The following is a 23,420-nucleotide window of genomic DNA, read 5'->3' as shown; positions in this document are numbered from 1 at the left end:
GTGTTCAAGACTCCAGAGAGGTCTGGACGTCTTCCGGTCCGGATTTGGCGATATCGGTGCGCTCTCCGACCGCGTGTCGGCCGTCGGACCCGGCATCACCTGTGGAAGTACGTCAGTCGTCACCTCGGTGCTGTCCGACAACTCGGCAGGTCACGGCGAATCTGCCGACCCGGCGTTCCACTTCCGCCGCCGTGTCCGGCGGTGTCAACGGTCGCAGGGTCACGGTGACGCTGACCGAACCGGAGTCGGCGTGGGCGTCGATCTCCGCCACATGCTCGATGCCGGCGAGGACGTCGGTGAGTACGCGGCGTGCGGCGTCGGCGCGCAGGGGCAGCTTGTACGGCTTGCCGACCGCGGTTACGGGGAGGGCGTCGAGGACGCGGACGGCCTTGGGCGCGGCGGCCGCCTCACTGACGTGGGTGGCGGCCCAGGCCCGCAGTTCGGCCTCGCCGACCGTGCCGTCGGAGAGCGTCACGTACGCGACCGGCACCTCCCCGGCCCGGTGGTCCGGCTGCCCGACGGCCTGCGCCCCGGTGACCGCGGGGTGCGTGAGCAGGGCGTCCTCGATGACGCGGGGGTCGATGTTGTGTCCGCCGCGGATGATGAGGTCCTTCACCCGGCCGGTGAGGTACAGGAAGCCGTCCTCGTCGAGATATCCGAGGTCACCGGTGTCGAGCCAGCCGTCGGTCACCTTTCCCTGACCGCTGATCAGATGGCCGTCCCCGGCACGGCCCTGGACGTAGCCGGGGAAGACGGTCGGGCCGCTGATGAGGATGGTGCCGACCGCACCGGCCGGCCGCTCGACGCCGGTGTCCGGGTCGGCGATCCTGACCCTCTGGTACGGCAGCCGCCGGCCGACCGATCCGGGCCTGCGGACGTCGAGGAAGCCGCGGACGCTGGCACAGGTCGCCTCGGTCAGTCCGTACCCCTCGAGGAGCGGTATCCCGGTCGCCGTCTCGAAGCCGGCGCGCACTCCGTCGGGCAGGGCGGAGGCGCCGACCATCGCGCACCGCATCGAGCCGATGTCGGTCCCGTCGACGGGGCACGCGGCCAGGACCGCGTACACCGTGGGCACGGCACTCATCGTGGCGATCCGGTAGTGCTCGACGATGCGCCAGAACTCGGCGTAGAGGTTGATGTCGCGGTAGCCCAACGGTCCCGCCCACACCACTCGTTGCCCTCGGAACAGCGGGGCGAGCAGCGTGACGACGAGTGCGTTGACGTGGAAGAGCGGCAGCGCGGCGAACACGACCGAGTCGTCGTCCAGTACGGAGTTGGCCGCGATCATCCACGCGTCGGCCACCTCGTTGGCATGCGTGTGGGCGGCGAGTTTCGGCGCTCCGGTGGTCCCGCCCGTGTGGAAGAACGCGGCGAGGTCGGCGCTCGTGGGCGGCTCGCCGAGGAAGCGACCGGGCGGGCAGTCGGCGGCGGCGTCGGCGAGGCGGGCCACGGTGGCGTTCTCGACCGACGGCGGCGGCTCGGTCGGGCCTGCGGTGGGGTCGAGCAGGAGCACATGGTCCACCAGGCCCCGCCGGGCGAGTGCGGCGGCGGTGTCGAACGCCTCGGGGTCCAGCTCCGGGGAGGCGGTGACGATGACGCGGGCGCCGGCGCGGCGGACCAGCTCGGCGACATGGTCAGGGGCGAGCGCCGGGTTGACGGGCGTCGCGATCCCGGCGAGCTGGGCGGCGAGGAGCGCGGTGAGGAGTTCGTCGCAGTTCGGGGCGAGCAGGGCGACGGTGTCGTGGCGGCGGACGCCGAGGCGGTGGAAGGCGTTGGCCGCCCGGTGGACGTCGGCGAGGAGGTCCGCGTGGGTGCGGTTCCTGGGCGTGCGCCAGGACGCGGCGTCGGGGAGGACGGTGAGTGCGGTCCGCTCCGGCCACTGGTCCGCGGCCCGGCGCAGCAGGTCGTAGGAGGTGGCGGGCAGGCCGCGCGCGGCGAGCGGGGTGGCCTCGATGGCGGCCAGGTCGTCGGGGTGGTCGTAGCGCGGCCACGTCATGGGGGTCTCGGTGGTCACGCGTACCTCACCTTGGTCTGCTGGGTGCCGAGGTCGATGGCTCCGTCGGGAGTGCGGATGGACAGCTCCAGGACGTCGCCGTCACGGAGGTACTTGTCGTTCTTCGCCTGGGAGTTGAAGAACGCCTTCCACTTCATCGCCGGCGGCAGGAGGGCGCCGATCGTCTCCACCGGCTTGGGCGGCGCCTTCAGGGCCGTTCCGCCCGGTGTGCCGGTGAGGATCAGGTCGCCCGGTGCGAGGGCCTGGAAGCGGGAGAGTTCCTGAAGGGCCTGGAGCGGGCTGTAGATCATGTCGGTGAGGTCGCTGTCCTGGCGGATCTCGCCGTTGACCTTGAGGACGAGCCGGAGCTCGGGGAGGCGGTCCAGCTCGTCGGCGGCCGGCAGGACCAGCGTGGGGCCGACCGGGGTGAAGGTCGGGTAGGACTTGGCCTCGTAGAACTGGGTCTTGGGCAGCTGTACGTCGCGTGCGGAGACGTCGTTGGTGACGACCAGGCCGGCGATGTGGTCCCGCCAGTTCGCTGCGGTCACGGTGGTGCCGACGTCGAGGGGACGTCCGACGACCAGGCCGAGTTCGATCTCGTGGTCGAGGAAGCGGACGTGGGCCGGCTTCACGATCTCGTCGAAGGGGCCGCTGATGGAGCCGGAGGTCTTGCGGAAGAACGTCAGCGGGACGGTCCCGGGGTTCATGCCCGAGTCGCGCACATGGGAGACGTAGTTGGTCATCTGCGCGACCACCCGGCAGGGCGCGGTGACCGGGGAGACGACCGGGAGTTCGGCGATGCGGCGTGGCTGCGCCGCCGAGGTGCCGGCGCGGGCCTCGGCGAGGGCCATGTGGACCGTGACGACGTCGTCGAGGAGTTCGGCGGTCGTAGTCGCGGCTGTCCCGACCGGGACGGCACGGTGCGCGTCGAGCGCGACCCACCACGCTCCCTCGGCGGTACGGAGGACGGAGACGGTCATGAGGTCGCCACTTTCATCAGGCCACGCAGGCGCTGGAGGTCGAATTCGTTGTCGTCGGACTTCAGGGCTGTGATGATCGAGCGCAGTTCGGCGAGCGACTCGCGTCCCGGGGCGATGCCCAGGAAGTCCTTGGTGGCCGGCGGGCCCCACTGCGCCAGGCCGGAGGCGGTCATGGGCGCCCAGCCCGGCTCCAGGGTGGAGTCGAACATGTCGCTGTCGGTGAAGTGCTCGACCAGGAAGCCGTCGGGGTCGCGCCAGTAGTCGAAGATCTGGCTGCCCTGGATGTGCCGGCCGATCCCCCAGGACCGCCGGTAGCCCTCGCTGAGCAGGTGCTGGCCGCCGGCGGCCAGCGCGTCGAGATCGGTGACCTCGTAGGCCGAGTGCACGTACCGGTTGGAGGGGCCGAGGGTGAGGGCCAGCGTGTGGTGGTCGGTCAGGGTCCGGCCGCGGTCGCAGCGGATGAAGCTCATGGTGGGGCCGCGCTCGCGCTGACCCGCGTAGTAGAGGAAGTCGCTGACGATCAGGCCGAGTTGCTCCAGGTACCAGTTGAGCGTGCGCGTGTAGGTGGTCGTCTGGAGGACGACGTGGCCGAGGCGCCGGACGCCCGCCGGTTCGCGTGGCGGCCGCTGGGTGGCGTTGACGCGGTCGAGGCCGCCGCCGAAGTTGAACGTCTGCGTGCCCTGCGCTGCCTGGGCCGGCAGTTCGTCGGTGTCGGCGACGACGCGCACCGGCAGTCCGCTCGGATCGAGCAGTTCGACCACCGAGCCGCCCAGCTGCTGCGGGAGCGACCGGACCCTGGTGCCGGCGGTCCCGGCCAGCCGCAGCAGATCGCGGGTGTCGGCGGCGCGGAAGGCGGGGCCGAGGAACCGCGACCCGCGCCCCTTCCTGATGATCACGCACGGTGCGCCGGCCTGCGTTCCCCTCAGGTGCAGCTCGCGGCCGTCACGGTACGACGTGCCGAAGCCGAACGCCCGGGCGAAGACCTCGGCCCGGTCCAGGTCGGGCTTGCGGAACTCCAGCCACGCGATGTCGTGGACCTTGATCACCGGGTTCGTCGCCCGGCCCGGATGCTCCCCGGGGAGTGCGCCCTGCTCGGAATGCAGGTCGTTGTGCGTGCCACCCACGGCCACCACCTCCTGACGAAATATTCACTTCCGAATCAGACGTCAGTCAAGAGAACTGAAGAAATCTTCAGGAAACAGAAGAGTGCGGCTAGAGTGCGAGGTGAAGGCAGTACGGGCGGGATGGAGGATGGTGTGATGGCCGAGCGGACCGCACCCGGGCGCGTCGACCGGCGAAGGGCGCGCACGCGCACCGCGCTGGTGGAGGCGGCCCAGCGCCTGCTGGCCGAAGGACGTACCGACGTCCCGATCCTGGAGATCACCGAGCTGGCCGACATCGGGGTCGGCTCGTTCTACAACCACTTCGACAGCAAGGAAGAGCTCTTCCGCGTCGCGGTGGCGGAGGCGCTGGAGTGGTGGGGCTCGCTGATGGACCGCCTCACCGCGGACATCGACGACCCGGCGGTGGCGTTCACGCAGAGCTTCCGCATGACCGGTCGGCTGCACCGCCGCCACCCGGAGCTGAGCCGCGTCCTGCTGAACCAGGGCCTGGAACTGGCGCGATCCGAGCAGGGTCTGGCGCCCCGGGCCTTCCAGGACATCCGCGCCGCGGTGGCCGCGGGGCGCTTCGAGGTGGAGGACCCGGACCTCGCTCTCACGATGACGGCGGCCGCCGTGCTGGCGCTCGGCTCGCTGCTGCACGCCCAGCCCGACCGTGACGACGCGAAGTCCGCGGACCTGGTCGCCCTCGGCCTGCTCCGGCAGTTCGGCCTCCCGGCCGACGAGGCCGCCCGGATCTGCGCGCTCGACCTGCCGGACCTCGACGTGGTCGACACCCTCGTCGGCTGAGCACCGGGCCGGACGCCGCTGCTTGCTGTTGTAGGGGCTGCTCCAATTAGAGTGGACGCTTCAGCAAGCGAGCGATCACCAGAGACCGAAGGCCCGGTACGACCACCGGGACCGACGGACCGGTACGACCGGGGAGGCACCCCATGACCAGTGCGCCGACGACGCGCAAGAAGCGCGCGAACGGGGTGGAGTCGCGTCAGCGCATTCTCGACGCCGCCGTGGAGATCGCCGGTGAGCGCGGCTACGACGGCACCTCGATCGCGGCCGTCAGCGCCAAGTGCGGGCTGCCCGCCAGCTCCATCTACTGGCACTTCAAGGACAAGGACGACCTGATCGCCGCGGTCATCGAGCGCAGCTTCGAGGCCTGGCTCACCGCGGTCGAGCTGCCGGGCGAGGAGACGGGTACGCCTGAGGAGCGGGTCACCGCCATGGCCGCGAACGTGGCGAGGTCCCTCGTCGACGCCCCCGACTTCCTGCGCCTCGGACTCATGCTGGCCCTGGAGCGGCGGCCCACCGAACCCCGGGGCCGCACGGTGTTCCTCCAGGTCCGCGACATCACCCACCGGAAGATCGCCGAGGTGGCCGCCGCCCTGTTCCCGGCCCTGGACGAGGCCGCCGTGGACACCCTCACCACCTACGCCGTCGCCGGCGCGGACGGCCTGTTCGTGCACCGCGAGGTCAAGGGCGACACCGTCGACCTCGTGGCGTTGTTCGAACTGCACGCACAGGTCGTCCACGACGCGGCGGCGCGGCTGGCGAAGGGCGTCGGGGGGCGGGAGGGCTAGCCCGCCCTGAACGTGTCCGCGTGTTCCGCGGCCCACTGCCCGAAGGTGCGCGCCGGCCGGCCGGTGACCTTCTCGACGGTGTCGGCGACCGTGCGGCCGACCTCCGGCGTGTTGCCGTACGCCTCCAGCAGGAACCCGATCACGTCCTCCGGGTGCCCCGCGGCCCGCCACTGTGCGACGGCCTGGTCCTCGCTGAGTTCCACCAGGGCGATCTCCCGGCCGCGGGCGGCGGCGATGGCCGCCACCTTGTCGCCGACGGTGAGCAGTTCGGGGCCGGTGATGACGTACTCCTGCCTCCCATGCCCCTCCTCGGTCAGTGCGACGGCCGCGACGGCGCCGATGTCGCCCTCGTGGACCATGGCGCTCAGCCGGGAGACGAACGGCTCGCGCACCTCGCCGGCGGTCACGATGCCGTCCGCCCACTCCAGGGCGTTGCCCATGAACTCGACCGGCATCAGAACCGTCCAGTCCACCCCGTCGGCCGCCCGCACCGCCTGCTCCAGCGGCGTCGCCTCGCCGCCGTGCAGCACGGTGACCCGGCGTACGCCCGCCGCCCGGGCCAGCTCCAGCATCCGCGGGCCCGTCTCCAGCGGGGCGAAGTAGGCCCCGCCGAAGGTGATCAGGTGGACGCCGGCGACGCCCTCCAGGGCCGGGACCAGGCTGTCGGGGTCGGTCAGGTCGCCCCGGACCACCTCGACGCCGGCCGGGAAGACGGCCTTCGCCGGGTCCCGGGTGAGGGCCCGGACCGCGTGGCCGCGGGCGAGCAGTTCGGTGACGACCTGGCGGCCGACGGTTCCGGTGGCGCCGGTGACAAGGATCTTCTGCGCCTGCTGTGTCTGCGTCATGGAACGACCGTAGGAGGACTTGCGGTCAGGTTCTGTCCGCAAGTACGGAGAGATCGTTGTCGACCGTGTAGTAGGGCCGCACGACCGCGCCGTCGATCACGGCCGCCGGGAGAACGAAGATGCCCTTGCGGTCCGCGACGTCGTCGAAGAGACGGCCGATCCGGACCGAGGTCTCACCGTCGACCCGGACGGACAGGTCCCAGACCCGGTCGCCGGTACCGGCTGGACCGGCCAACTCCCCGTAGTCCACGGTGAAGGAGAACCCCCGGCCGTCCTTCTCGGCCACCGGCACGACCGTCCGTTCGCTGCCGCCCCCGCCCCGCAGGCGCAGCCGCACGTCCGGTCCCGCGCCGAGGGTGGCGCCGTGCAGCCGCGCCCTGACGGTCATCGAGCGGTCCGCGACATCGATGCCCTCGACCTCCGCGTGGGCGGTGCGCAGCCACGCCCGCAGCGCGAGGTAGCCGTCCTTGGTGACGTACGGGACGCGTACGGCGACCGGTGACGGCCAGTCGCGCAGGTTGCCGTCGACGAGGGTCCGGAGGTCCCGCAGGCCGGGGCGCAGTCGCTGCCGCGGCGCGCCGGGTTCGGGGATCAGATAGACGTCCCACCGGCCTTCGGCGAGCGCGAGCTCGGGCTGAAGGACGGCACGCGGCCGGCCGTCCTCCGCCGGTTCCAGGTCGAGGGTGTGGAGGTCCTTTTCGGACTGCCCTTTCTTGGGGCGCAGTCGCAGCAGCAGGCGGCTCGTGGCCGACGGTGCCCGCAGCGCGAAGGTGAGGCGGCCGTCCGTGTCGGCCGTGCAGTCGGTACGGAGGCCGGCCGTGGTCGTCGTGCCTTGTCCGGTGGTCATCGGTTTCCCCTCCGTACCGTGTGCAGCGCGCCGGACGCCAGGGCGTACGCGGCGTCGCGTGCGGCGAAGCCCTGGCTGACCAGGGCGCGTTGTATTCGGCCGGGTTCCGGTGCCGCCCGTCGCCCGGTTCCCCGTGCGGTCGTCGCCTCGTCGATCAGGCGCTCGGCCTGCTCCACGACCGGGACCGGGCCGAACCGTCGCGCGTTCTCCCGTGCCCTGCGCCCCATGCGCCGGCGCCGCTCGTCGTCGCGTACGAGTTCCAGCAGTGCCGCGCTCAACGCCGCACGGTCACCGACGGGGACGAGCCGGCCGTCGGTGCCGTCCTCGATGATCTCGCCGGGTCCGTACGGGCAGTCGGTGCTGACGACCGGCAGGCCGCAGCGCATCGCCTCCACGATGGTCATGCCGAACGGTTCGAAGTCGGCCGCGCTCGCGCCGATGGAGCCCTTGACCCACTCGGCTTCCATGGGGGCCGCCGCTCCCATCAGCAAGGCGTGGTCACTCAGGCCGCGGTCCTCGATGAGCTGCCGCAGCCGCGCCTGTTCCTCGCCCCTGCCGTAGATGCGCAGCTGCCAGTCCGGGTGGGCGGCGGCGACCGGGGCGAAGGCCTCGATGAGGAGGTCGTAGCGCTTGACCGGAACCAGTCGGCCGGCGGCGACGATCACCTTCGCGGTGCCGTCCGCCGGGGGCAGCACCGGGTCGGGGACGCTGTTCGGGAGTGCCTCCACCCGGACTCCGGGCAGGCGCATCTTGCGCCGGTAGGCGGCGGCGTCCGCCTCGGTGACCGTGGTCAGCACGTCGAGCCGCCGGTAGGCGCGACGCAGCGCGGTGCGCAGCCTGGGCGAGTGGTTGTCGAGGGTGAGGTGCTCCTGCCCCATGCGGACGACATGCTCCGGCGCCTGGCGCGCGAGGTGCACGTTGAGCCCCGGCCGGGTGCCGATGACGACGTCGGCGTCGGTCTGCGCCAGACATTCGCCGATCCGCAGGTCGGTCAGTTCGCTGTACTGCCCGTAGCGGTATTCGGCGGCGGGGAACACCCGCGCCGCTCTGAGATGCAGAGGATGTTCCTTCTCCTGTCTCAGGTCGACCAGTGGCCTTAACGACACTCGTGGGTCCAGGACGAAGTTCGGGTGTTCGCGGTGCCTCAGCACGGACACGATCTCCACCTCGTGCCGGTCGGCCAGCGCCTGGGCCAGGTTGAACGTGGTGGTGATCGTGCCTCCGATCCCGTAGGCGTTGTGGAGCAGGAAAGAGATCTTCATGGCGGACTAGACCGTGCCGAACCCTGTTCCGTTGCCTGCTGTTACCGCTCCGTTGCCTTGCAGCTCAGGTTCTGGACAGACGCACCGGCAGAACGCCGGGCGTACGTGGCAGCGTCACCCGCAGTCTCCCGTCCCCGTCCCGGACCGCCGAGCCGGCCGGCGCCGAGGACGGGAGGAGGATCTCCACACGCGCCTCCCTGTCCGCCAAGTGGGCCATGGGCAGCCGGAGTTCGTTCGGCCGGCCACGCACAAGTCGGTGAGGCAGGTCGTACGGTCGTGGGGCGACCGTATGCCCAGCGCCGGCCACTCGTCCGTCCACCCGGGCAGCCCCGGTGGCCAGAACGGCACGGCCCGCGCCAGGTCGCGGCGGATCGTCTCGGCGGACATCGCCGTGGGCGACGCCGAGCCGGTGCGGGTCACCGTCGAGAACACCCGGAGCCCCGACGACCACTGGACGGTGAGCGTCCCCGTGGAGCCGAAGGAGGGCGCCGACAAGGTGACGTTCGGCAACGCGACCGCGTGGGCGCCACGCACCGGTCGGATCGAACCGGGCCGAGTGGTCGGCCTGCTGCAGCCTCACCCGTCCGGCCCGTCCGGCCCGTCCGGCCCGTTCCACGCGATCTCGTGGGTGGAGCGGGCGGGACGGGTGCGTCAGGCGACCTGGCCGCTGTGCAGCGCCGCGTACGCCCCGCCCTGGCGCAGGAGTTCCTCGTGGGTGCCGATCTCCTGGACTCGGCCGTCGCCCAGCACCACGATCCGGTCCGCGCCGCGCACGGTGGACAGTCGGTGGGCTACCACGAAGGTGGTGCGGCCGTGCAGGAGCCGGGCCAGGGCCTGCTGGACCAGAGCCTCCGACCGGGTGTCCAGGGCCGAGGTCGCCTCGTCCAGGACCAGCACTCTCGGATCCCGGATCAGCGCCCGCGCGATGGCCAGCCGCTGTCGCTGCCCGCCGGACAGCCGCGCCCCGCGCTCGCCGACCAGGGTGTCCAGGCCCTGCGGCAGCCGGTCGACGAACTCCAGCGCGTTGGCGTCACGCAGCGCCGCACGCACCGTCTCCTCGTCGGCGTCGTCCATGCCGTAGGCGACGTTCTCGCGGATCGTGCCGTCGAACAGGATCGACTCCTGCGGCACGACCGACAGGAACCGGCGGTAGGTGCGCAGGTCGAGGGTGTTCATGTCCGTGCCGTCGAGCAGCAGTCGACCGGAGGTCGGGCGGATGAAGCCGATGACGAGGTTCAGCACGGTGGACTTGCCCGCGCCGGACGCGCCCACGAGGGCGATCGTCTCCCCCGGCGAGACGGACAGGGTGACGTCACGCACCGCGGGGCGGCCGGTGTCGTAGGCGTACCCGACGCCCTCGAAGGTCACGGCGCCGCGCAGCGAACCGAGTTCGGCCTTGCCCTCGTTGTCCTCCAGCTCGGGGGCCTGGAGGACCTCACCGACGGAGCGGACGGACTCCAGGCCCTTGGTGATGACCGGCGCCAGACCGGCCAGCGTGGTCGTGGAGTTGGTGAGGGTGGTCAGGAACGCGCTCAGCATGACGACGTCTCCGGCGGTGACGCCCCAGACGCCGTAGTACGAGATCAGTGCCGCGCCGGCGAGGACCAGCACACCGACCACGTTCAGGACGACCCAGGCGAGCGACCCGAAGCGGCCGTTGACGAGGTCGAGGCGCATGCCGGAGGTCAGCAGCCGGTGCAGGGTGCCGTCCATGCGGCGCAGCGCCTTGCCCTCCAGGCCGTGGGCACGGGTGACCGGGATGAGGCGGGTCATCTCCGTGACGCGGGAGGAGAGGGTCTCCACCTCGTGGCGGAAGCTCTCGTTGTGGGTGCGCAGCCGGGCCCTCAGGCGGGCGACGACCAGCGCGGCGGCGGGCACGACGACGAGGAAGACGGGCACGAACTCCGGTGTGCGTACGGCGATGATGACCAGGCCGCCGACGAGCACGGTGGTCGCGCCGAGCCCCGTCTCCGCGGTCTGCTGCACCATCTGCTCGACGGTCTCGACATCGCGCACGACCTTGGCCTGCAGCACACCGGCGCTGACACGGGAGTGGTAGCCGATGGACAGCTGCTGCATGCGGGTGCACAGCGCGGAGCGCAGGCTGGTGCCCATGCGGCGGACGCTGCCGTACAGCAGACGTACGTAGAGCACGTGCAGGGGGTAGTTGACCAGCAGGATGAACATGATCACGCCGGTGCTCAGCCAGAGCCGGCTGATCGGCTGGTGCTGGACGACGGTGTCGATGATGGACGCGGTGATCAGCGGCAGCAGCCAGACCGGGCTGTGCTTGACGGTGAACACGCCGACCGCCGCCGCCAGGCGGTGACGGTCGGCGCGGAACAGATAGGCGAGCGTGCGGACGGGGTGTTCGTCCCGGTAGCGGTGGTCGAGCGGTCTCTCCTGCGACGACGCCATAGGCGTTGTCCTTCCCGAGGTTCCGGATGAATTGCGGACACCTGCATAGCAAGCGCTCTCATCTCCCGTCCCGGGAGGTGGTACACACGCGATCCGGGACGGATTCCCGGAGTGGCCTCAGACGGCGTCCAGTTCCGCGATCTCCTCGGCGCCGAGCACGAGGTCGACCGCGCCCAGGGAGTCCCGGATGGTCTCCGGCCGGCTCGAACCCGGGATGGGGACGACGACCGGCGACTTGGCGAGCATCCAGGCCAGGCACACCTGCTGCGGGCTGACCCCGTGCGCCTCGGCGACACGTGCGAACGGGGCGTAGACCGAGCCCAGTTCACCGGCCCGGGAGATGCCGCCGAGCGGGCTCCACGGCAGGAACGCGATGCCGAGCTCGTCGCACAGGCGCAGCTCCGGCTCGCTGGAGCGGAACGCCGGGGAGAACTGGTTCTGCACGGAGACCAGCCGCCCGCCGAGGATGTCGTTCGCCTGCCTGATGCGCTCGGGGCCGGCGTTGGAGATCCCGGCCATGAGGATCTTGCCCTCGTCGAGCAGGTCGCGGATCGCGCCGACGGACTCGTCGTACGGCACCCTCGGGTCGGGCCGGTGGAACTGGTAGAGCCCGATGGCCTCCACGCCCAGCCGGCGCAGGGACGCCTCGCAGGCCTCTTTCAGGTGGCGCGGGCTGCCGTTCAGGGTCCAACTGCCGTCGCCGGGGCGCAGATGGCCGCCCTTCGTGGCGACGAGGACGTCCTTGCCCAGGTCGTGGGAGGCGAGGGCCTTGGCGATCAGGGTCTCGTTGTGACCGACCTCGTGGGCGTCGCGGTGATAGGCATCCGCGGTGTCGATCAGGGTGGCGCCGGCGTCGAGCGCGGCGTGGATCGTGGCGAGGGAACGCGCCTCGTCCGGGCGGCCCTCGATGGACATGGGCATCCCGCCCAGACCGATCGCGCTGACCTCGACATCCCCGATGCGGCGGGTGTGCATGGGCTCGTGACCTCTCTCGGCTGTCGCGCGGAAAACGTTGTCGTCCGGTGAACGGACCGTGGTGAACGGACCGTGAAGCACGGACCGAACCCGAACTGCACCAGCGTCGCCGTCCGGACGCGAGAGGTCCAATAGAAGAAGGTGAACGGATTCAGCGACAGCGCCACTGAATCCGCGCCAGGTCGGGATCGCCCCGCCCGTCCGGTATCCGCTTGCGCGGCCTCCAGGTCGATATGGCACGCTCACCCTCGACCGACCGGACAGGCATCGGTCCCGGACCTTCCGGCAAAGTGAGAGGCGGCGGCATGCGCATCGGACTGCTAGGCACCGGCCCGTGGGCACAGATGGCGCACGCTCCCGCCCTCAGCGGGCACCCTGAGCTGGACTTCGTCGGAGTGTGGGGCCGTCGTACGGCACCCACGAAGGAACTGGCCGACGCCTACGGCGTGCGGGCCTACGACGAGGTCGACGCGCTGCTCGCCGATGTGGACGCGGTGGCCGTCGCCCTGCCGCCGGCGATCCAGGCCGACCTCGCGGCGCGGGCCGCGCGGGCGGGCCGCCACCTGCTGCTCGACAAGCCGCTCGCGCCGACGGTGGAGCAGGGACGGACGGTCGTCGAGGCGGTGGCCGAGTCCGGTGTCGCCTCGGTCGTCTTCTTCACCACGCGTTTCCAGCCGGAGACCGCGGCGTGGATCGCCGAACAGGCGGGCGCGGACGGGTGGTTCACCGGACGGGCGCAGTGGCTCGGAGCGGTGTTCAGCGGTGACGACAGCCCGTTCGCGGACTCGCCGTGGCGGCGTGAGAAGGGCGCGCTGTGGGACGTGGGCCCGCACGCGCTGTCGGTGCTGCTGCCGGTCCTGGGGGACGCGCGGCGGGTGACGGCGGCCGCGCACGGTCCCGGCGACACCGTCCACCTCGTCCTCGACCACGTCAGCGGGGCGTCCAGCACGCTGGCCCTGAGCCTCACGGCCCCGCCCGCCGCCTCGGGGGCGGCTGTTGAGCTGCGAGGCACGGCCGGGGTCACGCTGCTGCCGGAGAGCACCGAGACCGCGGTGTCCGCCCTGACCCGGGCCGCCGACGCCCTGCTGACCGCGGTTCGCACGGGGCAACCGCACCCGTGCGACGCGGCGTTCGCACTGCGGGTCACCGAAATCCTGGCCGAGGCCGAGACGTTGCTCGACGAGACCTGACCCGCGACCGACCAGCTGCACGACGAGGGCTGCCCCGCGGCCGATCGGTTGCTTGAGGTGGGACTGACCAGTGACCGACCGACGGCCGAACGAAGGCTGACCCGCGACCGACCGGCTGCACGACGAGGGCTGACCCGCGACCGACCGGCTGCTTGAGGTGGGACTGACCAGTGGTCGATCGGCTGCTTGAGGAGGGGCTGCCCCGTGGCCGACCGGCTGCTCGACGGAGGCTGCCCCGCGCCCGATCGGTTGCTTGAGGTGGGACTGACCAGTGACCGACCGACGGCCGAACGAAGGCTGACCCGCGACCGACCGGCCGGTCAACGAGAACTGCGCCGCGACCGACCGGCTGCTTGAGGAGGGGCTGGCCGGCGGCCGACCGGCTCTAGAGGTCGTAGCCGCCGGAGACCTCGATGTTCTGGGCGGTCACCCAGCGGCTCTCGTCGGAGACCAGCGTGGCGATCATCGCGCCGATGTCATCGGGTTCGCCGACCCGGCCGAACGCAGTCTTCGCGGCGAGGCCCGGGATCACCTCGGGGAACCGGGTGAAGGCGTCGTCGGCGAGTCGGGTGCGGGTCGCGCCCGGCGACACGGCGTTGACCCGGATGCCCCGGCCGCTGAACTCCTTGGCCATGTACCGGGTCAGCACGTCCAGGCCGCCCTTCATGCTGGCGTACGCCGAGTAGCCGGGCTCCAGGCCGGTGGTGGTGCGCGCCGAGCTGCTGCTGGTGTTGACGACGGCGCCGCCGTCCGCCATCAGCGGCAGCAGCTTCTGCGTCAGGAAGTACGGTCCCTTGAGCAGGACCCGCGTCAGCCGGTCGAACATGTCCTCCGTCATGTCCTCGATCAGCGCCGTCTGCGCGATCCCGGCATTGTTGACCAGGTAGTCGAACGAGTCGCGTCCCCAGGTCTCCTTGAGCACGCGGGCGACCGTGTCGCGGAAGGCGTCGAACGTGTCGCTCGCGCCGACGTCCAGCGGCAGCGCCACGGCGGTGCCGCCCGCCTCCTCGATGGCGGCGACCGTCTCCAGGCCACCGCGGGCGTTGTTGCCGTAGGTCAGGATCACGCCGACCCCGCGCCTGGCGATCTCGACGGCGGCGCTCTGCCCGATGCCGGAGCTGGCGCCGGTGACGATGGCGATCTTCATGGTCTCTCCTCTGGGTGGACGGAACCGGTGAACTGATTCCATTCAACCCGCCTGACCTGCGAAAACGTTAGAACGATGCTCGCTCACACTTGCACGATCCTCTCGCCTTCGAGGACCGTCGGGCGCAACCGTGCTGCAATGGCCGTATGCCACTGGAAGAGCTCCGCACGCTGCTGGCCCGGCACGCACGTCCCGACTGGACCACGCCCGTCGACGGTGTCCTCATCTCGAAGGTCGACCGGTCCGATCCGCCGGCGCCCTCGATGACCGGCATGGTGCTCGCGGTCATCGCCCAGGGCGCGAAACGGCTCGCGCTGGGCGACCGCGTCTTCGAGTACGGCCCCGGGCAGTATCTGGTGGCGTCGGTCGACCTTCCGGTCACCGGTCAGTTCACCGGGGCCGACCCCGAGCACCCCGCGCTGGGCTTCGGACTCACGCTGGACCCGTCCGCCGTGGCCGAGCTCCTTCTCCAGGCCGGCCCCGGAACCACTCCCCGGCCAGGCGGCGGTCCGCCCTCGGGGATCGCCGTGACCGACGCACCGGCCGCACTGCTCGACGCGGTGGTCCGGCTGCTGCGCCTGCTCGACGAGCCCCGCGACCGTGCCGTCCTCGCACCGCTGGTCAGGCGCGAGATCCTGTGGCGTGTGATCACCGGCGAGCAGGGGGCGACCGTACGGCAACTGGGCCTGGCCGACAGCAGCCTCAGCCATGTCTCGCGGGCCGTGCGGTGGATCCGCGAGCACTACGCGGATCCCTTCCGGGTCGAGGACGTGGCCCGGATGTCCGGTATGAGCGTCTCCGCGTTCTACCGCAACTTCCAGGCGGTGACCGCGATGAGCCCCATCCAGTTCCAGAAGCAGATCCGGCTCCAGGAGGCCCGGCTGCTGCTCGCCACCCACCCGGGCGACGTCACCGGGGTCGGTCAGCGCGTGGGCTACGACAACCCGTCACAGTTCAGCCGGGAATACCGCCGCCAGTTCGGCGCACCCCCGAGCAGGGACGCCACACGCCTGCGCGACACCGCGCGCAGCCCCGCGGGTGTCCTGCCCTGAGCGGGTGCCGCGTCACTCGTCGTCGAACGGCTCCTCGCTCCACCGGAACCACGCTCTGTCCCCCTCGATGTGCAGCAGGAACTCGGCGACGGGACCGTCCGGCGACGACAGGAAAACGCGGCTGCGGATCTCGTCGTACGCCGCCTCCCACGCCTCGGCCTCCTCTTCCTGATCCCGCTCCAGCAGGGCGAGTTCACGGGCGAACAGGTCGCGTACCGCCTCGTACCCCGGACCGGGAGTGAAGCGCCCCGCCAGCCACGGGAAGTCGGCCTCGTCGATCAGGATCTCGCCCACCGGTTCGCCGCCACCGCTCACGTGCCACACCGCGCCGCCGAAGCCCATGCCCACCCCGCCCCTCCCCGCTGTCGATCACGCCGTCGGCCAGCATGCCACCCGGCACTGACAGCCGGCCCGGACCTGCGGTCAGGTCCGGGCCGTCCGTCATTCATCGTGCTGAGGTGCCGCTACTCGGCCATGCGGAATTCTTTGCCTGGAAGTTGATCCGCTCCTTGACCACCGGGAAGCCGGCCTTGGTGAAGTTCGCGGCCATCGGGAAGTTGCCCAGGTCCGTCGCGCCGGTGACGAACTCCGCGCCCTGCTCGACGAGGAAGTGCGTGCACTCGGCGAGGAGGTCGTAGGCGTAGCCGTGGCCGCGGTGTTCCGGGACGACCCCGATGAAGCCGACGGTCGGCCCGGAGGGGTTGTGTGCCGGGATGTGGATGCCGGCCAGGTCACCGTCCGGCGTGTGCGCGACCTGCCACCACTCCCGTGGGGACGGGCACCAGTGGAAGAAGTCCAGTTCTTCCTGGGCGGCCCTGTCGATGCCGCCCGCCTCGATGTCGCGCAGTGCGTGCGCGTCCAGGGTGACGGAGTGGATGCGCCGCAGTGCGTCGAGGAAGACCTCGTCGTCGGGCTCGGCGCTGAACGTCAGACGTCCGGGCCGCTCGGGCAGGCCGAGGTCCGGGGTCCAGCGGTACAGGTACCGCTCCACCAGGAGTTCGTACCCGGCGGCGCGCGCGGCGCTGAACCGGGTCTCGGCGGCGGCCTTCAGCGCGGGATCGTCCCGCCAGCCGCCGGACAGGTTGATCTCGAGCTCGACCTGCCAGGGGGCGGTGCGCAGGAGTTCGGCGCCGGCCTCCTCCTCGCCCTCGGCCACGTCGAACCAGTTGATGTTGAGGGGCTCCGAGTCGTCGGGGCCGCCCCACCAGGCACCGCGGGCGACGACCTGGCCGTCGCGCAGGGCCACTCGCTTCCACTCGGGCCGGAACCTGGTGCGCACATGACCTTCACGGGCGCCGAGCGGGTCGGGGTGTGCGTCGAAAAGATGGGCGTCGCTCGCGGAGAGCGTACGGATGACCAGATCGGTCACGGATTCCTCCGGGATACAGGCTGCTTGGAGCGCTCCCGGTCAGATCGCGATGTGCACGCCGGGACAACGGAAAAGGGAGCGCGGGACATTGGTGAACTGCACGGCACTCGCCTCCTTCCGTCCGACTCAGGGCGTGGAGCCACACAGTACGTGATCTTCGACGGGCCCGTCCAGGGATTTCCGCACCGCTCGCGGCCGACCAGGCACCGGGGGTGAGAGCGCTCTCGGACTGTCCACCGGGCTTAAGTGAGCCTTAGGCAAGGGTTAAACGGCTGTGGTCATTCCGTGACCATTCAAGTTCCCGCAGCTCAGCTCGATTTGGGCTTGGTACGGACCCATTGGCCGACACACGCGTCGTGCGTAGCATCGGGGGTCATCGGTAGCGGCCCGTGTCGGTGCGAGGGCATTTCGAGAGCGCTCTCAGATCGTGCGCTCTCAGATCGTCTGACAGGTTGCTGCCGCGGCTCCTGTACCCCCACAAGCACTCCGGGAGATCCCCCACATGACTTCCCGTCATCAGCGCCCCCTCGGTCGTCGCAGGCTCCTGTTCGCGCTCGGCGGTGCGGCGGTGGCCGTTCCCGTCGCCGCCACCGTGGCACCGTACGCACTCGCGGGTACGCCCGCGGGCGGAGACGCGAAGGCCGCCGCGGGCTCGCTGCCGCTGACGATCGTCAACGGCAGCGGTTCCTTCGACAACGCGAACGTGCACCTGTACGTAGTCGGCAACCAGGACGGCAAGCAGGTCCGCCTCACGCCCGAGGGCGCCCTCGCGCCGATCGCGCTGTCGGACAACGGTTCCGACGGCTTCACCGACTACGCCATCTCCCTGTCCGGCGGCGAGACCCGGCTCTCGCTCCCCTACATGTCGGGCCGTATCTATGTGGCGCTCGGCGAGAAGCTGAGGTTCAAGGCGGTCGCGGACAGCAACGGCAACGCCGCGCTCCAGTACCCGGCGGGCTGGGTCGAGTCGGACCCCAACTACCCGGTGCTGCACGACTGCGCCGAGTTCACGTACAACGCGTCGGGGATGTTCTGCAACACCACCATGGTCGACATGTTCAGCGTGCCGATGAGCATCCGGCTGACCGGCGCGAAGGATCAGACCACGGGCAGGCTGAGGGCCGGTGGCCGTGCGGCCGCGTTCGCCGCGGTGCGCGAGGCCGAGGCCTTCGCACGGCTGGTCGTGGACGACACCCGCATCATCGCCCCGGGTCACGGCCTGGACGCCGGGCTGTTCTCGAAGGACTACCTCGCCCCGTACATCGACGAGGTGTGGAGCACCTACACGGGGCGGGATCTGACCGTCACCACCAACGCGGGGAGGTTCACCGGTCGGGTGCGCGGTGACCGGTTCGCCTTCGACGGGCCCGCCCAGGTGTCCTTCGGCAAGCCGTCGACGCGGGACGTGCTGTTCTGCGACGGCAACCTCGCCGCCCCCAACGACGGCACGACCGGCCCCGTCGCCGCCGTCCTCGGCGCCGGCTTCAACCACTCGACCCTGCTGAGCCACCCCGAGCAGCCGACGTCCGACCCGGCCACCTTCTACAGGACCGACCTGACCAACCACTACGCCGGGGCGATGCACGCGGCCACCGAGGACGGCAGGGCGTACGGCTTCGCCTTCGACGACGTGGCCGACTTCGCCTCGTACATCCAGGACACGGCGCCGGCCGGGATCACGCTGACGCTCACGCCCTTCGAGGGCTGAGGGCGGCCCGGTGCGGGGCGGATGTGCGAGCCCTCCGGATGCAGGGTCCGCTCAGGCGTTGAATGGTGATAGCAGACCCGATGACCGCACCGGGCCCGAAGTACCCCGGATCCGAGGAGCAGAGATGATGCCGACGTCCCAGCCCGAAGCGTCCGGGCCGTCCGAGGACCGCACCACCCCGGACGACCTGCTCCACGCCCGCACCGGCACCGAGGTGTCCCCCGAGGACATCGTGCTTGCCTCAGGCAAGGACCTCACCCCACGCAACCTGGAATGGGCCAAGCGCAAGCTGGCGGCGGAGGGACCGACCGCCCTCGACAAGCTGCTGCCCTAGCCGTACCCGCCACGATCCGCACGGGTCGCCCTGAGGTGCAGGTCAGCACCCGGGGCGGCCTCGTACGCCTGCCGCCCGGGGCACGCCGGGCCTGCCTCCGGGCTACTCCCCGTCACCGCCCCGTGACCCGTCCTCGTCGTCCAGGCACAGCACGGGCACGCGCTGTACGAGGTTGTTGACGAAGCCCCCGCGGTTCCAGGGCTGCTCCAGTGGCTGGGTGTGGCCCCCGGCATCGGTGGCGCGTGCACTGAGCACATACTCACCCGGGGTCGCCGTCCACTCGTACCGCCAGCGGCGCCATGCCCACCGCTGCCCGTCGTCCGGGGCCTGCTCGGCGTCCCGCCAGGTGTGTCCCCCGTCCGTGCTGACCTCGACGCGTGTCACCGGGGCGCGTCCGGACCAGGCACGACCCTCCAGCGCCACCGGGCCGGGCCGGACCACGCGGGCCCGGGACATGAAGTCCGGGAATCCGGGTGGCACGAGCAGGGCGCGCGGGGCGATTCGGGTCACCGGCTCGCCCGCGTCCTCGGGGTCCCGGCGCAGCCGGTAGGCCACGGCCTGCTGGAACCCCGTGAACGGTTCGTCGGTGACGGTGATCGAGCGCAGCCATTTCACGTGGGCCATGCCGTACCAGCCGGGCACGATCAGCCGGAGCGGGTGGCCGTGCTGCGGGGGCAGCGGTGCGCCGTTCATCGCGTACGCGACCAGCACCTCGGGCTCGCCGCCCGTGGCCACCTCGACGGGCAGGGCGCGCCGGTAGTCCTGCTCGATGCCGCGCTCGACCCCGTGGTCGGCGCCGGTGAAGACCACGTCCACCGCGCCGGGCCCGACGCCGGCCTCGGCGAGCAGCAGACGCAGCGGCACACCGGTCCACTCGGCGGTTCCGACGGCCTCCACGAGCCAGGGCTGGCTGACCGGCCGCGGGGTCAGCAGGGCCCGGCCGTTCCCCGCGCACTCCAGCGTGACGCGGGTGGTGACCTGTGGGAACCCGCGCAGGTCGGGGAGGTCCAGGCGCAGGGAGCGGCGGACGCGGCCGTCCAGGGTCAGGGGCCAGGGGGTGCCGTCGGGGACGTACGGGATGTCGTAGTGGGTCAGGACGTAGTGCAGGCCCGGCGGCGTGATGTCGTGCCGCAGGGCTTCGAGGGGCAGGCCGTGGTTGCGGGTCGCGAGCGCCAGTTCGTCCCGGCCGATGCCCTCGTCCGGGGCGGCCAGCCGGGCCGGCGTGCTCGCGTCGGCGAGTCGGTGACCCATACCCGCATTATCGACCCACACGCCCGAGATCGCGCCGGTGAAGCGGGACGATTCGGGCGGGCGCCGGGCGGAGGCACAACCTCCGTCGCCGTCCGGGCACTTCACCCGGGCGATGGTTCACGGCTCACCCTTTCGAAAGGGGTCGCGCGGCTGACAGACTCCGGAGGGTGCCCGACTTCGACATGCTCGTCATCGGATCCGGCCCCGGTGGCCAGAAGGCCGCCATAGCCGCGGCCAAGCTGGGCCGCCGCGTCGCCGTGGTCGACCGCCCCGACATGGTCGGCGGTGTCTCCATCCACACCGGGACCATCCCCTCCAAGACCCTGCGCGAGGCGGTGCTGTACCTGACCGGTCTCACCCAGCGCGACCTGTACGGCCAGAGCTACCGGCTCAAGGACGACATCACCGTCACCGACCTCACCGCGCGCACCCAGCACGTGGTCGGCCGCGAGGTGGACGTCATCCGCAGCCAGCTCTCCCGCAACCACGTCTCCCTGTACGCCGGGACGGGACGCTTCGTCGACCCGCACACCATCGCCCTGCGCGAGGTCACCGGCCATGAGCGGCTGCTGAGCTCCGAGCACATCGTCATCGCCACCGGCACCCGGCCCGCCCGGCCCGACAGCGTCGAGTTCGACGGCCGGACGATCATGGACTCGGACAACGTGCTGGCGCTGGAGCGGGTGCCGCGCTCCATGGTGATCGTGGGCGCCGGGGTCATCGGCATGGAGTACGCCTCGATGTTCGCCGCGCTCGGCAGCAAGGTCACCGTGGTGGAGAAGCGCGCCGGGATGCTCGACATGTGCGACGTCGAGGTGATCGAGTCGCTCAAGTACCACCTGCGGGACCTCGCCGTGACGTTCCGGTTCGGGGAGACGGTCGCCGCCGTCGAGCGGCATGCCCGCGGGACGCTGACCGTCCTGGAGAGCGGCAAGAAGATCCCCGCCGACGCGGTGATGTACTCGGCGGGCCGGCAGGGCCTCACCGACGAGCTGGACCTGGACAAGGCCGGGCTGACCGCGGACCGGCGCGGCCGGATCACCGTCGACGAGCACTACCGCACCGAGGTGCCCCACATCTACGCCGTCGGCGACGTCATCGGCTTCCCGGCGCTGGCCGCGACATCGATGGAGCAGGGGCGTTCGGCGGCATACCACGCCTGCGGTGAGCCCGTCGGCCGCATGCACAACCTCCAGCCGATCGGGATCTACACCATCCCGGAGATCAGCTTCGTCGGGCGGACCGAGGACCAGCTCACCGAGGACCGGGTGCCGTTCGAGGTCGGCATCTCCCGCTATCGCGAACTGGCCCGCGGGCAGATCATCGGCGACTCCCACGGCATGCTGAAACTGCTGGTCTCCCCCGAGGACCGCACGCTGCTCGGCGTGCACTGCTTCGGCACCGGCGCGACGGAGCTCATCCACATCGGGCAGTCGGTGATGGGCTGCGGCGGAACGGTCGACTATCTCGTCGACGCGGTGTTCAACTACCCCACGCTCGCGGAGTCCTACAAGGTCGCGGCCCTGGACGCCACGAACCGGCTCCGGCAGATCGACCGCATCGGGGACTGAGCCACCGCCACAGGGGACCCCCGGGCGAGTTTCGTCCGGGGGTCCCCTCGTCATGCCGTTCGACGGACGCATCCACGGAAGATCTCTTGGCTCTTGAAGCCTCAAAGAGTGTGGCTATCATCACTCGCACACACGGCGTGACTGCATCGCGACGCAACGGCGTACAGTGTCCGCCACCCGTTGTCAGCCGCCCCTGCCCCGAGGCCATCCCTCTCCGGTTCGTGGCGTCGTTCCACCCCCCACCCCCTTTACGGCGCAGGGGCCGTCGCCCTCGCGTCGTGCACGACGGAAAGCAGCGCATCCATGAGCAACAACAGGGGCAGAGGACTACAGGCCAATGCCCTCGGCACGTTCGACACGGTGGTGATGGCGGTAGCGGGCAGCGCCCCGGCGTACTCGATCGCCGCGACCACGGCGGTCCTCGTCGGCGCGGTGGGCCTGGCCAGCCCGGCGGCGCTGCTGTACTGCGCGATACCGATGCTGGGCATCGCGCTGGCGTTCAGCCGGCTCGGCCGTATCGACGTGAACGCGGGCGCCAGTTACTCCTGGGTGGGTCGGACGCTGCATCCCTTTCTCGGCTTCATCAGCGGCTGGGCGCTGGTGATCTCGACGACCATCTTCATGGTGGCCGGTTCGCTGCCCGCCGGTTCGATGACGCTGGCCCTGTTCGACGAGGGACTCGCGGACGACACCGCACTGTCGACACTGGTCGGTGCCTGCTGGTTCCTGATCATGCTGTTCGTGGTGCTGGGCGGGGCGCGGCTGACCGTCCGGGCACAGATCGTGATGTCGGGCGTCGAGCTGGTCATACTCGCGCTGTTCGCCGTGCTCGCCGTGTTCCACACGGACAGCGCGCACGTCTTCGACTGGTCGTGGCTCGGCTTCGGGCACTTCGACGGGGTGGCGGGATTCGCGTCGGGGGCGCTGATCGCCGCTTTCTACTACTGGGGTTGGGACGTCACCAGCAACCTCAGTGAGGAGACCCGCAACAGCCGCCGCACGACGGGGCTCGCGGGGCTCATCGGGGTGGGCATCGTGTTCCTGCTGTTCGAGGCGTTCACGATCGCGGTGAACGTCATCCTCTCCTCGAAGCAGATCCAGGACAACGACGCGAACGTGCTGGCGGTGCTCGGCGAGGAGGTGTGGCCGGGCTGGGGCGGCAAGTTGCTGATCGTGGCGGTGATGCTGTCCACGATCGCCACGCTGGAGACCACGCTCATCCAGGTGACGCGCTCACTGTTCGCGATGGGCCGGGACCGGACGCTGCCGTCCGCGCTGGGCAAGGTGCACCAGCGGTGGAACACGCCGTGGGTGGCGGTCGCGGTGGTCGGCGTGGTGGCGCTGGTGATGTTCATCGCCTCCAACGCGCTGGGCACGGTCGGCGACATCCTCTCCGACGCCATCTCGGCGATCGGCCTGCAGATCGCCGTCTACTACGGGCTGGCGGGTCTCGCGGCCGTCGTCGCCTACCGCAAGATGCTGCTGAGGTCGGTGGGCGACCTGGTGCTCGGCGGCCTGTGGCCGCTGTTCGGCGCCCTGTTCATGTTCTGGATCTTCGTCGAGTCGCTGGGCGAGCTGAGCGGTTCGGCGATCGCGATCGGCCTCGGCGGCATCGCGGTCGGCCTGGTCCCGATGCTCTGGTACTGGCGGCAGGGCAGCGACTACTACCGGCCGGCCAAGCTGGACGCCTCACGGACCGTCGAGGCGGACTACGTCCCGGCCGTTGGCGTCGGGGACAACTCCCTTGTCCACGAGGGTCTTCCGACCGACTTCTGAGGGAGAC

20 protein-coding genes are annotated in these 23,420 nt (G+C 71.0%); 8 read left to right on the top strand and 12 right to left on the bottom strand.

Annotation, left to right across the window (positions count from 1 at the left end; all coding sequences use genetic code 11):
• Positions 1 to 112 precede the first annotated feature (112 nt).
• Genes AC3ETA_RS30090 through AC3ETA_RS30080 form a run of 3 tightly spaced genes read right to left on the bottom strand, consistent with a single transcriptional unit; the run spans position 113 to position 4,097 of the window.
• On the bottom strand, positions 113 to 2,014 hold the full coding sequence (locus AC3ETA_RS30090) for an acyl-CoA synthetase (protein ID WP_432196029.1): 1,902 nt from the start codon (positions 2,012 to 2,014) through the stop codon (positions 113 to 115).
• Positions 2,011 to 2,973 (bottom strand): fumarylacetoacetate hydrolase family protein, encoded by a 963-nt coding sequence (locus tag AC3ETA_RS30085; protein WP_432196028.1) that lies wholly within the window; start codon positions 2,971 to 2,973, stop codon positions 2,011 to 2,013. The genes AC3ETA_RS30090 and AC3ETA_RS30085 overlap by 4 nt, the downstream gene beginning before the upstream one ends.
• Entirely contained in the window at positions 2,970 to 4,097 is a 1,128-nt protein-coding gene (locus AC3ETA_RS30080) for a VOC family protein (RefSeq protein ID WP_432196027.1), read from the bottom strand. The genes AC3ETA_RS30085 and AC3ETA_RS30080 overlap by 4 nt, the downstream gene beginning before the upstream one ends.
• A 135-nt stretch (positions 4,098 to 4,232) precedes the next feature.
• On the opposite strand from AC3ETA_RS30080, the gene AC3ETA_RS30075 reads away from it, so the two are divergent.
• Positions 4,233 to 4,883, top strand: a complete 651-nt coding sequence (locus AC3ETA_RS30075; protein ID WP_432196026.1) for a TetR/AcrR family transcriptional regulator — start codon at positions 4,233 to 4,235, stop codon at positions 4,881 to 4,883.
• 143 nt (positions 4,884 to 5,026) lie between these two features.
• Positions 5,027 to 5,668: a TetR/AcrR family transcriptional regulator gene (locus tag AC3ETA_RS30070; protein ID WP_432196025.1), complete on the top strand. Its 642-nt coding sequence runs from the start codon at positions 5,027 to 5,029 to the stop codon at positions 5,666 to 5,668.
• On the opposite strand, the gene AC3ETA_RS30065 is transcribed toward AC3ETA_RS30070, so the two are convergent.
• The 5 genes from AC3ETA_RS30065 to AC3ETA_RS30045 form a co-directional block, all read right to left on the bottom strand.
• Positions 5,665 to 6,513, bottom strand: a complete 849-nt coding sequence (locus AC3ETA_RS30065; RefSeq protein ID WP_432196024.1) for an NmrA family NAD(P)-binding protein — start codon at positions 6,511 to 6,513, stop codon at positions 5,665 to 5,667. The genes AC3ETA_RS30070 and AC3ETA_RS30065 overlap by 4 nt on opposite strands.
• A gap of 25 nt (positions 6,514 to 6,538) precedes the next feature.
• Positions 6,539 to 7,360, bottom strand: a complete 822-nt coding sequence (locus AC3ETA_RS30060) for a transferase (protein ID WP_432196023.1) — start codon at positions 7,358 to 7,360, stop codon at positions 6,539 to 6,541.
• The gene (locus AC3ETA_RS30055) at positions 7,357 to 8,622 is read right to left on the bottom strand and encodes a glycosyltransferase (protein WP_432196022.1); all 1,266 of its coding nucleotides are present in this window, start codon (positions 8,620 to 8,622) and stop codon (positions 7,357 to 7,359) included. The genes AC3ETA_RS30060 and AC3ETA_RS30055 overlap by 4 nt, the downstream gene beginning before the upstream one ends.
• Positions 8,623 to 9,273: 651 nt before the next feature.
• Positions 9,274 to 11,040, bottom strand: coding sequence for an ABC transporter ATP-binding protein (locus AC3ETA_RS30050; protein ID WP_432196021.1), 1,767 nt, complete (start codon positions 11,038 to 11,040; stop codon positions 9,274 to 9,276).
• 117 nt (positions 11,041 to 11,157) lie between these two features.
• The gene (locus tag AC3ETA_RS30045; protein WP_432196020.1) at positions 11,158 to 12,015 is read right to left on the bottom strand and encodes an aldo/keto reductase; all 858 of its coding nucleotides are present in this window, start codon (positions 12,013 to 12,015) and stop codon (positions 11,158 to 11,160) included.
• A 305-nt stretch (positions 12,016 to 12,320) separates the two neighbouring features.
• Here AC3ETA_RS30045 and AC3ETA_RS30040 point away from each other — a divergent pair, with 305 nt between their 5' ends.
• Positions 12,321 to 13,205, top strand: coding sequence for a Gfo/Idh/MocA family protein (locus tag AC3ETA_RS30040; RefSeq protein ID WP_432196019.1), 885 nt, complete (start codon positions 12,321 to 12,323; stop codon positions 13,203 to 13,205).
• A 385-nt stretch (positions 13,206 to 13,590) separates the two neighbouring features.
• Here the strand turns inward: AC3ETA_RS30040 and AC3ETA_RS30035 are convergent, their stop codons facing one another.
• A complete protein-coding gene (locus AC3ETA_RS30035; protein WP_432196018.1) occupies positions 13,591 to 14,352 on the bottom strand; it encodes an SDR family NAD(P)-dependent oxidoreductase in 762 nt (253 codons plus the stop codon).
• A gap of 146 nt (positions 14,353 to 14,498) precedes the next feature.
• On the opposite strand from AC3ETA_RS30035, the gene AC3ETA_RS30030 reads away from it, so the two are divergent.
• A complete protein-coding gene (locus AC3ETA_RS30030) occupies positions 14,499 to 15,404 on the top strand; it encodes an AraC family transcriptional regulator (protein WP_432196017.1) in 906 nt (301 codons plus the stop codon).
• 12 nt (positions 15,405 to 15,416) lie between these two features.
• Here the strand turns inward: AC3ETA_RS30030 and AC3ETA_RS30025 are convergent, their stop codons facing one another.
• Both AC3ETA_RS30025 and AC3ETA_RS30020 read right to left on the bottom strand, forming a co-directional pair.
• On the bottom strand, positions 15,417 to 15,746 hold the full coding sequence (locus AC3ETA_RS30025) for a hypothetical protein (protein ID WP_432196061.1): 330 nt from the start codon (positions 15,744 to 15,746) through the stop codon (positions 15,417 to 15,419).
• Between the two features lie 103 nt (positions 15,747 to 15,849).
• Positions 15,850 to 16,773 carry a GNAT family N-acetyltransferase gene (locus tag AC3ETA_RS30020; RefSeq protein ID WP_432196016.1) on the bottom strand — a complete coding sequence of 308 codons (924 nt, stop codon included), beginning with the start codon at positions 16,771 to 16,773 and terminating at the stop codon, positions 15,850 to 15,852.
• A gap of 502 nt (positions 16,774 to 17,275) precedes the next feature.
• Between AC3ETA_RS30020 and AC3ETA_RS30015 the strand changes: the two genes are divergently transcribed.
• Both AC3ETA_RS30015 and AC3ETA_RS30010 read left to right on the top strand, forming a co-directional pair.
• Positions 17,276 to 18,481 (top strand): beta-1,3-glucanase family protein, encoded by a 1,206-nt coding sequence (locus tag AC3ETA_RS30015; RefSeq protein WP_432196015.1) that lies wholly within the window; start codon positions 17,276 to 17,278, stop codon positions 18,479 to 18,481.
• 127 nt (positions 18,482 to 18,608) lie between these two features.
• On the top strand, positions 18,609 to 18,815 hold the full coding sequence (locus tag AC3ETA_RS30010; RefSeq protein ID WP_030949045.1) for a hypothetical protein: 207 nt from the start codon (positions 18,609 to 18,611) through the stop codon (positions 18,813 to 18,815).
• 102 nt (positions 18,816 to 18,917) lie between these two features.
• Here AC3ETA_RS30010 and AC3ETA_RS30005 read toward each other — a convergent pair whose 3' ends face one another.
• On the bottom strand, positions 18,918 to 20,066 hold the full coding sequence (locus tag AC3ETA_RS30005) for a sulfite oxidase (RefSeq protein ID WP_432196014.1): 1,149 nt from the start codon (positions 20,064 to 20,066) through the stop codon (positions 18,918 to 18,920).
• 167 nt (positions 20,067 to 20,233) lie between these two features.
• Between AC3ETA_RS30005 and sthA the strand changes: the two genes are divergently transcribed.
• Both sthA and AC3ETA_RS29995 read left to right on the top strand, forming a co-directional pair.
• Positions 20,234 to 21,637 (top strand): Si-specific NAD(P)(+) transhydrogenase, encoded by a 1,404-nt coding sequence (sthA, locus tag AC3ETA_RS30000; protein ID WP_432196013.1) that lies wholly within the window; start codon positions 20,234 to 20,236, stop codon positions 21,635 to 21,637.
• Positions 21,638 to 21,940: 303 nt separating this feature from the next.
• On the top strand, positions 21,941 to 23,413 hold the full coding sequence (locus AC3ETA_RS29995) for an APC family permease (protein WP_432196012.1): 1,473 nt from the start codon (positions 21,941 to 21,943) through the stop codon (positions 23,411 to 23,413).
• Positions 23,414 to 23,420 lie beyond the last annotated feature (7 nt).

The organism is Streptomyces sp. bgisy027, from assembly GCF_057710365.1.
The sequence above is the reverse complement of the archived record's forward strand: the minus strand, read 5'-3'. Positions and strand labels throughout refer to the sequence as shown.